Annotated in this window: 9 protein-coding genes and 1 pseudogene; 2 read left to right on the plus strand and 8 right to left on the minus strand. The window is 36.0% G+C overall.

All coding sequences use genetic code 11. The features are described from left to right. Both AC1DSB_RS10330 and speD read right to left on the minus strand, forming a co-directional pair. Positions 1–735 (minus strand): multicopper oxidase domain-containing protein (locus tag AC1DSB_RS10330; RefSeq protein ID WP_477586674.1); only part of this gene is annotated, 735 nt, incomplete at its 3' end. A gap of 461 nt (positions 736–1196) precedes the next feature. Next, positions 1197–2003: an adenosylmethionine decarboxylase gene (speD, locus tag AC1DSB_RS10335; RefSeq protein ID WP_016427012.1), complete on the minus strand. Its 807-nt coding sequence runs from the start codon at positions 2001–2003 to the stop codon at positions 1197–1199. Positions 2004–2283: 280 nt separating this feature from the next. Between speD and AC1DSB_RS10340 the strand changes: the two genes are divergently transcribed. Beyond that, on the plus strand, positions 2284–3540 hold the full coding sequence (locus tag AC1DSB_RS10340; protein WP_477533171.1) for a TolB domain-containing protein: 1257 nt from the start codon (positions 2284–2286) through the stop codon (positions 3538–3540). A gap of 216 nt (positions 3541–3756) precedes the next feature. On the opposite strand, the gene AC1DSB_RS10345 is transcribed toward AC1DSB_RS10340, so the two are convergent. Then, on the minus strand, positions 3757–3939 hold the full coding sequence (locus AC1DSB_RS10345; protein WP_342543542.1) for a hypothetical protein: 183 nt from the start codon (positions 3937–3939) through the stop codon (positions 3757–3759). Positions 3940–4105: 166 nt separating this feature from the next. On the opposite strand from AC1DSB_RS10345, the gene AC1DSB_RS10350 reads away from it, so the two are divergent. Further along, a complete protein-coding gene (locus AC1DSB_RS10350) occupies positions 4106–4498 on the plus strand; it encodes a DUF4181 domain-containing protein (RefSeq protein ID WP_342543541.1) in 393 nt (130 codons plus the stop codon). A 134-nt stretch (positions 4499–4632) separates the two neighbouring features. On the opposite strand, the gene AC1DSB_RS10355 is transcribed toward AC1DSB_RS10350, so the two are convergent. The 5 genes and pseudogenes from AC1DSB_RS10355 to AC1DSB_RS10375 form a co-directional block, all read right to left on the minus strand. After that, positions 4633–5172, minus strand: coding sequence for an MFS transporter (locus AC1DSB_RS10355; RefSeq protein ID WP_477586675.1), 540 nt, complete (start codon positions 5170–5172; stop codon positions 4633–4635). After that, complete coding sequence (locus AC1DSB_RS10360; protein WP_477586676.1) at positions 5169–6605, minus strand: FAD-binding protein; 1437 nt, start codon at positions 6603–6605, stop codon at positions 5169–5171. Before AC1DSB_RS10360 ends, AC1DSB_RS10355 begins: the two co-directional genes overlap by 4 nt. A gap of 119 nt (positions 6606–6724) precedes the next feature. Further along, complete coding sequence (locus AC1DSB_RS10365) at positions 6725–7015, minus strand: hypothetical protein (RefSeq protein WP_477532232.1); 291 nt, start codon at positions 7013–7015, stop codon at positions 6725–6727. A 116-nt stretch (positions 7016–7131) separates the two neighbouring features. Next, on the minus strand, positions 7132–7443 hold the full coding sequence (locus AC1DSB_RS10370; protein WP_477586677.1) for a GrpB family protein: 312 nt from the start codon (positions 7441–7443) through the stop codon (positions 7132–7134). Positions 7444–7922: 479 nt separating this feature from the next. Then, positions 7923–8410, minus strand: a pseudogene (locus tag AC1DSB_RS10375) (peptidase S8); the annotation flags it as partial.

The raw sequence follows: 8410 nt of genomic DNA on the forward strand, positions 1-8410 counted from the left end.
GTTCATAAATCCATTCGCATAACCATTCACCGTATAAAATTCGTTTTCGCCGTCTAAATCCAAATCAAATCCATTCATGATCATGTTCAATTCTAACGCTGGTTCTCTTGGCTTTTTTGGATCGATAATAAAATTACCATATAACCCTTTATGAATATGTCGAGCTAAAGGCATGACATGGCAATGGTAAATTTGTAATCCATATGGTTTTGCTTCAAATTCATACGTGAATGTCTGTCCGGGATATATAGACTCCAATCCATCCATTTCTGGTGGGTGAATTCCATGAAAATGAATCGAGTGAGGATGACTGCCTTTATTAATAAAGTTGAAACGTAAAAGATCACCCTCTGTACAACGAAACGTCGGTCCAGGAATCGTTCCGTTATATGTCCATCCAGGAAATTTAATCCCTTTTGCAATTTCTATTTCTTTATCAATAGCTTCAACTTCATAAACACGTAACGTTTGCCCATTTGGTAGCACACTTACTGTGCCATAATCAAACGTTGTAAGTGCTTTTTCAGCCATCTTATAGCCTTCACTTTTTGAAACATCCGTCATTGTATTACTGTGATTCATGTTGCCGTGCTTATTACCACTGTGTGTAGCTGCTTTAATAACGGGATTTAATCCAGTCATTGTACTTAACAAATAACTGCCTGCTACCCCAATGACCCCGGCAGATCCCAACTTTAAGATGTCGCGTCTAGAAACGTTGTTTTCTTCGCTCATTGTTTGACCCTCCTCAAAAAAGTTTCCCTTAGGAAAGTTTATTGTTATTACACATACTTTATTCCTGAAGTAATCTTTTTGTCAATGACTATTTTTTTTTATTAAATAAAAAAATGTTTTATGATTGCAAGGTTGTTATTTTGTTATATTCTTGAGCAGAAGAAAAAGCACCCAACTTAATTAAGAGTGAAACTTGTCCTATTTTTTAACCTCCAATAATTTGGATTGTTAGTTTGAAGATACTGTTATCAATTCAGTCGGATTTATTGGATGCCAAACCCACGAGAGCTCTTAGTCCAATTTACCTTGTAGAAATCGAGTCGCATAAAAATAAAAAAGCACTGCAATTTGAATTGCAGTGCTAATTGTTTTTATTTGATTAACGTTTTAATATGTTAGTTCTTCTTTTGTACATCAATACGGAACACGTTACCCTTTTGTTGGGACCTTTTTTTGTCTATTTAAGACATATTTTTCGCGTAGAAGATTTCATCCATTTCTTTTTTCAGCTTCTTCGTAATCTCAATCTTTTCTTCTTCAGATAACTCATCTTCCTTGTACCCGAATAAGTAATTGTTAAGGTCAAATTTCTTCAGTTTACATTTTGTATGGAAAATGTTTTCCTGATAGACATTCACATCGATCATTTGGAAAACGTCCTGAACACTTTTAGGAATGAAATTTTGAATGGAATTGATGTCATGGTCTATGAAAAGTTTATGACCTTTCACGTCTCTCGTAAAGCCACGCACGCGGTAATCCATGACCATTACGTCTGTTTCAAAAGAGTGAATCAAATAGTTCAGAGCTTTTAATGGAGAAATCTCTCCACATGTTGAAATATCGATATCTGCACGGAATGTACTGATTCCTTCGTCAGGATGGTACTCAGGATATGTGTGAACCGTTATATGACTTTTGTCCAAATGACCTACTACTGTATCAGGAAACGGCCCAGGAGATTGCTTGAATGATTCCAATGGTGATTCATCGACCGGTCCTTCAGAAACAAGAATCGTCACACTCGCACCTTGAGGCTCATAATCTTGTTGCGCAATATTTAAAATGGTTGCCTCAATCATATCTGACACGTTGGTCAAGATGTTCGTAAGACGCTCTGCATTATATTGTTCGTCAATATAGTTGATATAAGCCTCGCGCTCTTCCTTAGTTCTTGTGTAGCATATATCGTACATGTTAAAACTTAATGTTTTGGTTAGATTGTTAAAACCATGTAATTTAATTCTTTCATTTGGCGTTAAACTCATATTATGTAATCCCCTTCTCAACTAAATTTTAGACAAATTTTGCACAGTAATTAAAAAATTTTTTGTGAAAAAAGCCATATTTTTCACATGCTATATTTTTCCCGAATTCATTATTGTGAAACATACAGTCAATTATATCACTTTTTACAAAATGGCAAATTCAATCATTTTATATTCTTTAAGTCACGGCATAATAGTATAGAAAACGTGAAAAACTTTCCCATTTACTCAAGTGTAAGTTTTTTAATAAGGCACAACATATGAACTAAGAGGTGATTGTATGGTGAAACTTATTCATATGTTAGTGATATTCTGTTTTTTATTTCCTACTATATCGAATGCGGCACCAACTGATTCTACAGTTAAAGTCGCCTACATTAAGGACGGCTATTTGTGGATAAACGATAAAGGTTTAGACAAAAAAGTGACAGATCAAAAATCAAATTATCCTTATCCCCCACAGTGGTCTTTTGATGGTAAAATGCTTCTTTATCAAAAAGAAGTAAGGGCTACCATTAATGAAAGTCAAGGTACTGAAAATGAATTGTGGGTCTATGATTTACAAACCAAAAAGCACCGTAAAATTTTTTATGATGGACACGATCCAAAATGGTCGCCAACTGAAAATATTGTGGCTTTTCAAAGTGACGGTGTTTTAAACATATCTGACTTAACCAGTTTTTATAATATCGCTCTAGGAGTCGACGATTATGAATGGCAGCCGAATGGAAAGGGCTTTATCGCATCATCAAGTGCTTCCTTGAGGCCAGATGGATGGACACATCCAATCCTATATACCATTTCATTAAAGGGTGGTTATCAAAACATCAGTGACTTAACAAAACATGTGAAAAAATTTTTAGTTATTCCAAAAGAACTTAAGAAAAATGATGTAAAAATCCCTTCAATCAATGCCCAATCGTTTGCTTATTCACCAAATAACAAATGGATATCTTTTATTGTGTCACCAACTGCTTCCTGGGCTATGGACAGTGATATGCTTTGTGTAATTTCTGCAGAAGGGAAAGAATTTACCGTACTCGACGAGGTAATCCTCGAGTTCCAGCCGAAGTGGTCATTTAAGGACAGTTTACTCGGTTATATCGCAGGCGGAGGGCGAATCGTATTTGGTTTCAAAGATAAGGATTTAAATGTAACTGAACTCCCTGCATACCATACTTTGACCCTTACTCCCAAAAACTATGCAGACATGGGATTTACATGGGTCAACGACCGTTCTCTTATCGTATCCAGAGTAAAAGAAACTGACTGGTCAAATGACCCTAAAAAACGACCCAAACCAACATTATATTTTGTGACTCTAGACAGTCAGAAACAAATCCAAATAACAATGCCTTCTAAAGATCAAGGAGATTATAACCCACAATTCCTGCCCTCGATAAACAAAATCACTTGGATAAGACAAATCGATATCGCTTCTACCAAAGGGGATTTGTGGGTAGCCGAACCGAATGGGGAAAATGCACAAATATGGATACAAGATATCGGACCGTACTCCTTTTATCCTTCAAAATGATGGTTAGCTTAACAAAGTGAAAGCCAACTCTGGAAACATAAAAAAACCATCCACACGGATGGTTTTTTTATTATTTTATTAATATAGATTTCTTTAATTGATCCAATCTTGCTACTTCTTCTTCCATTACATGAAGTCGTCTATGAATGCGATAAAAAATAGGTACGATTAATAACCACCACATAAATTCACTTCCTTCCTATAAATCTAAAGGTATCAATCCATCCCGCCACCAGTATAGTTGTTGTTATCACCCATCCGGTAATTCGAATCATCGCCTGGCTTTGCATGTGGGTGTGTTAATCGAAGTGGATAATTATTGATTTTCTTTCTTTTCCAGTCAATGTAAACGCCCATGCCGAAAAGCAAACCTAATATAACTCCAAAAAACCAACCCAATGTAATCCCTTCCCTTCATTTTTGGAAAAATAAATACAAATCCATACTGCTTCTATTTTCAACCGCTGTGATGCAGTACAAATTTAAAATACATTTAAGTTTGCAGGATTGTTGAATAGTGATGAAGAATATTATAGTGACAATTACAAATATTAGGAGGTGCTTCATGGATGCTTTYACGCTAACAGGGTTATTCATTGCCTTTGCCAGTTATCTATTTATTACCCAATTTTACTTTAAAAAAAGACTGAATATAAAAAGCAAATGGAGAGGAATGATTTCTCAAGATAGAAACCGTTATATACTTGCTTTCGAGTTTGTTATTTGTTTTTTATTTTTTGCAAGTATGATGAGCTTGGCTGAGAAGACATCCAATCAAACAAATTTAGGATTAATTTTGACTACTCCCATGTTTGCTCTGTTTTTTTTACTGGGGATAACTCGCGGATTTGAGGAATGGCTTTTACATCGGGAAGAAAAGGCTTACTATTATGAATGGTTAGGTTCAATTTTGATTTTAGTAATATTTTTAATTATCTTCATAGGACAACAAGCATAATCTAAGACCTACTATGTGTATTTTATATAAAACACAGTAAGAAAAGAACAGTAATTAATTTTTTTATTCTGAATGAATTGACATCAAAAAAAACAAACACCGGAGCGAGACCCCAGTGTTTGTAAAATCCAAGTTTAAACCTTCGTATCAAGCCTCATCACATAAAACCCGCTCCATGCAAAAACGATTGATGCCAGATAAAAGATACTGCCAATCGTCAGAAAATCGACTAAATAGCCTGTTCCAATCACGGCAACGGCAGCTCCTATAGAGGTCCAAACATGATAACGACCGATTTCCTTCCCAGCCGTTTCTTTTTGAACGATACGTGCCAGAATCGTTTTTTCAGAGTTTTTTTGGACGGCACCTAGTAAACCCATGATTATTTGAAGTACGTAGATATGCCAGATTTCAAAAGCCAATGGGAACACCAGCAAAATCAATGCCATCCCCCATGAATAAATCATTAAAAGAATTTTGTCTCCTGCTTTGTCAGCGAATTTCCCTATTACAGGATAACTTAGCGCAGCAGTTAATGCGAAAAGCCCATAAGCCCATCCGAACTGGACGTAGCTGTTCCCCACATTTTTTAGCAGCAATATATAAAACGGAAAAATCATGCTTGCTGCCATTCCAACTGTACCTTGATAAAGTATAAATTTTCTTGCATTCATTTGTGATACTCCTCATAGAAAAGATTCATGAAGCGCTCTTCTGGATCGTATTTTTCTTTCATCTCGAAGAATTCATTTGTTCTCGGATATGCTTTTTCCAGCTGTTTCCTGGTCGGATAGTGATAATAAGGCAAATAATAGCTCCCATCATGGTCCAGCGTTACATCAATCATTTTTCTGATGATTTGACCTGTGGATTCTATACTCTCTTCACTCTTGCCTTGATTAATAAGAATCACGAGTGCAAACATGTCATCTTTTGTGTAAGACATTACAGATTCTTCATTTTGCCCCACGTAGCGCACTGTGATGTTCAATAAGTTTATCTCTTTTTCATCTTTCAGCAATTTTCTCAAATCATCGATATACGAAGAATACTGATCAATCGGAACAAAATATTCCTGTAGCACTTCTGTGTTTGTAGCATTATCATAATCCATAAAAGTTGTCTCAGACCGCATAACATTATTTCTGGACATATATGAATGCTCCAACCGGTCATTATATCCTTCTTGGATATTCCAGAACGTATTTTYACCCCAACCACTCAGACGCGAAAGACCAAGGAAAAATTTAGGGATGGCAATGATACTTTCCCGTTTCAACGAAGTGTAATCTTCTAAATTTGATTGATCAGAAGCAGTAGAAAAATCAGTTACATACATATCCGTTAAAAAGCTATCTGGTGCTACTGAGATTCTGGCAAGATGCATTTTTACATCATCATTTTGCAAAACATTTTTTGTGAAATACGATGTGTATTCATCGTAAGAAATTGATTCTGTATGTACTTGATAAAGTTCGTCTTCTGTCAATTCCAAGGTCACATCTAAGATAACTCCGAAAAGCCCGTAGCCACCGATTACTAGTTTAAACAACTCTGCATTTTCATTCCGGCTCACATTGATTATTTGTCCTTCAGCATTAAGTAACCGAAATGATTCTATCGTTTCAATCAGCGTATGATGGCGGATATCACGGCCATGAACATTCACGCTCATTGACCCCCCAACAGTGAAAATGTTTTGCGATTGACTGACTTTTAAAGCTAGACCGTACGGATTTATGTAAGATTGAATATCAGCCCATGTCACGCCACTTTGTACTGTAATGAGCTTATTTTTTTCATCCAGGTTGAGAATTTTATTATATTGCTTCATGTCGAGCATTATCCCCCCTGGATAAAGGGTTTGACCACCTTGACTGTGTTGCATACCTGCTATCGAAATCTTCTCGTCCTTCAGATCCGCCTTACGAACAATACTTTGGATTTCATCTTCACTATCGGTTGATTTCACGGATTTCATTTTGACAGGTAACAGACGTCCTCTATCTTCTTGTGTCAGATTGGCTTGTTGAGACTGATACATGGTAAAGGAAGAAGCCAATACTACCGCATATATTACGATTGCTAAATATCGAATTTTGATCATTCTTAACCTCCAAAGCTCTATAAAAAGAAATAGGCTGCCTAAGCAACCATGATAGTGAGCTATACATTTATCTCCATTTTCCTCTTCCTGACAACATATTGAAAGCTATTTCTTCCCCATCAATTGAAAAATTCCAACCAACTTGGATAATCATACTGCCCATTCGAAATTTGAAAGAATTTCCCCATGAATCCTAAGTGAACTATTCCATGTTCATAAGGCAATGCTTGCACCGAATAAGTGGAAAATAGATAAAAGTTTATTCTTTCTAATTCTATATCTTTTGGAATCTTAATACCGGTCGTTTCTTCACTGAATTCTTGGTATTCTTGATTACTTGGATTGGATATGAAAGAAATGACTAGTAGAGACAATACAAGTAGAAAGGCGATGCGTTTCATTCTTGTCATTCACTTTCACTCCCATCTCAACCATTCAATCTCATGGCACAAATGCGTTTTCATATCATATGTGTCATCTGTAAATTTCGCAAAAACCACTTCTGATGGTCGTTCCACACCTAATCTTAAAAGCCTGCTTTTTTAAGACCTTCTGAAAATGATTTATCGATTTGTTTTATTTCATCAAGACCAACGACAATATCCACTATTGGTTTTGCCATTAGCCCTTTAATGGATGTACTGCCGATGTGTTCAATCCTGCTACTTTCAAGCTTGGTGTGATTTYGTATTTCATGTTTTGTCTTAAGAAATTCCGTATCCCATTCATTTGAATGAGGTGCTAATATGATCTCATCCATGGATCGGTTAACAGCGTCTGCAAAATCAATCATGGGTGTACGATGTGGTTCCTTGTTCGATTTACTCTCATTTTCCAACGCATGATTCCCCTTTTGTCAATCAAGACTGAGTCATTCGTCCACAAATCCACTCGTATCCTCATCAAAATATCCATTTAAAAATCCTGCAAAAGTATGACTTTCAACGTATTTGAATTGAATTAGGCATACATAAATACGCCACCAAATTAATCTTAAATAAGCCTGAAACAGTCCATTATTTTGAAGATTCACACTATGATACGACCATAATGGATACTCGCTACCAGTTCGTATTTATCTTCACTTTAAAGAAATTTGATGATAAAGCCACCAATTAATCTGCCCCTTTAGTTCAATAAGAAAAAAGGCTTTACCCCTTATTGAGGTAAAGCACCCGCTAGTTGAATAAGGTATACAATTAATAACTAATATTTTCACATTTTTCCAAGTTTAGAACCCTTGGCCTAACCTAGGGTTTTCATTTCTACAACAAAAGCAGAAACAGTTTTTAAACTGCTTCCGCTCTTTTCACTTTCTTACTTTTTCTTATTGATAAATAGTTTACCAGTCGCTATTTTTCTTGTTTCATTTCCATAACCATCTGAAACCGTTACTTCTACTTCTGCTCCGGCTACCTTCACATTGGAGGTTGCCTTGTAATAGCCCACATAATGACCAGGGGATGTTTCCATCATTGGAAATTCAGATGCAGTACTTGACAATTTATTTGTTGTATTTTTTGTGTTCGTTAACATTCTAAGCGCGAATACAGGTTTTAAGCCAGCCTCACTGTCAAATTCCACCTTAACTGTTTCACCTGATTTCAAGTACTTGTCTGTTGCTGGTTGTAAATTTTTTATAGAAGGAGCAGTAAGTTTGGCATCCACCAATACCGATTTTTTCGTTTTATTACCTGCTTTATCCTGGGCAATGACATGAATTGTATTTACTCCTTCTGATAAAAGGACTCGATGAGAGTATTTGCCGTTTGTAACTTCTGCTTGTTGACCATTTACTTTCACCC

It is taken from the genome of Paenisporosarcina sp. P4_E4_2, from assembly GCF_056401595.1.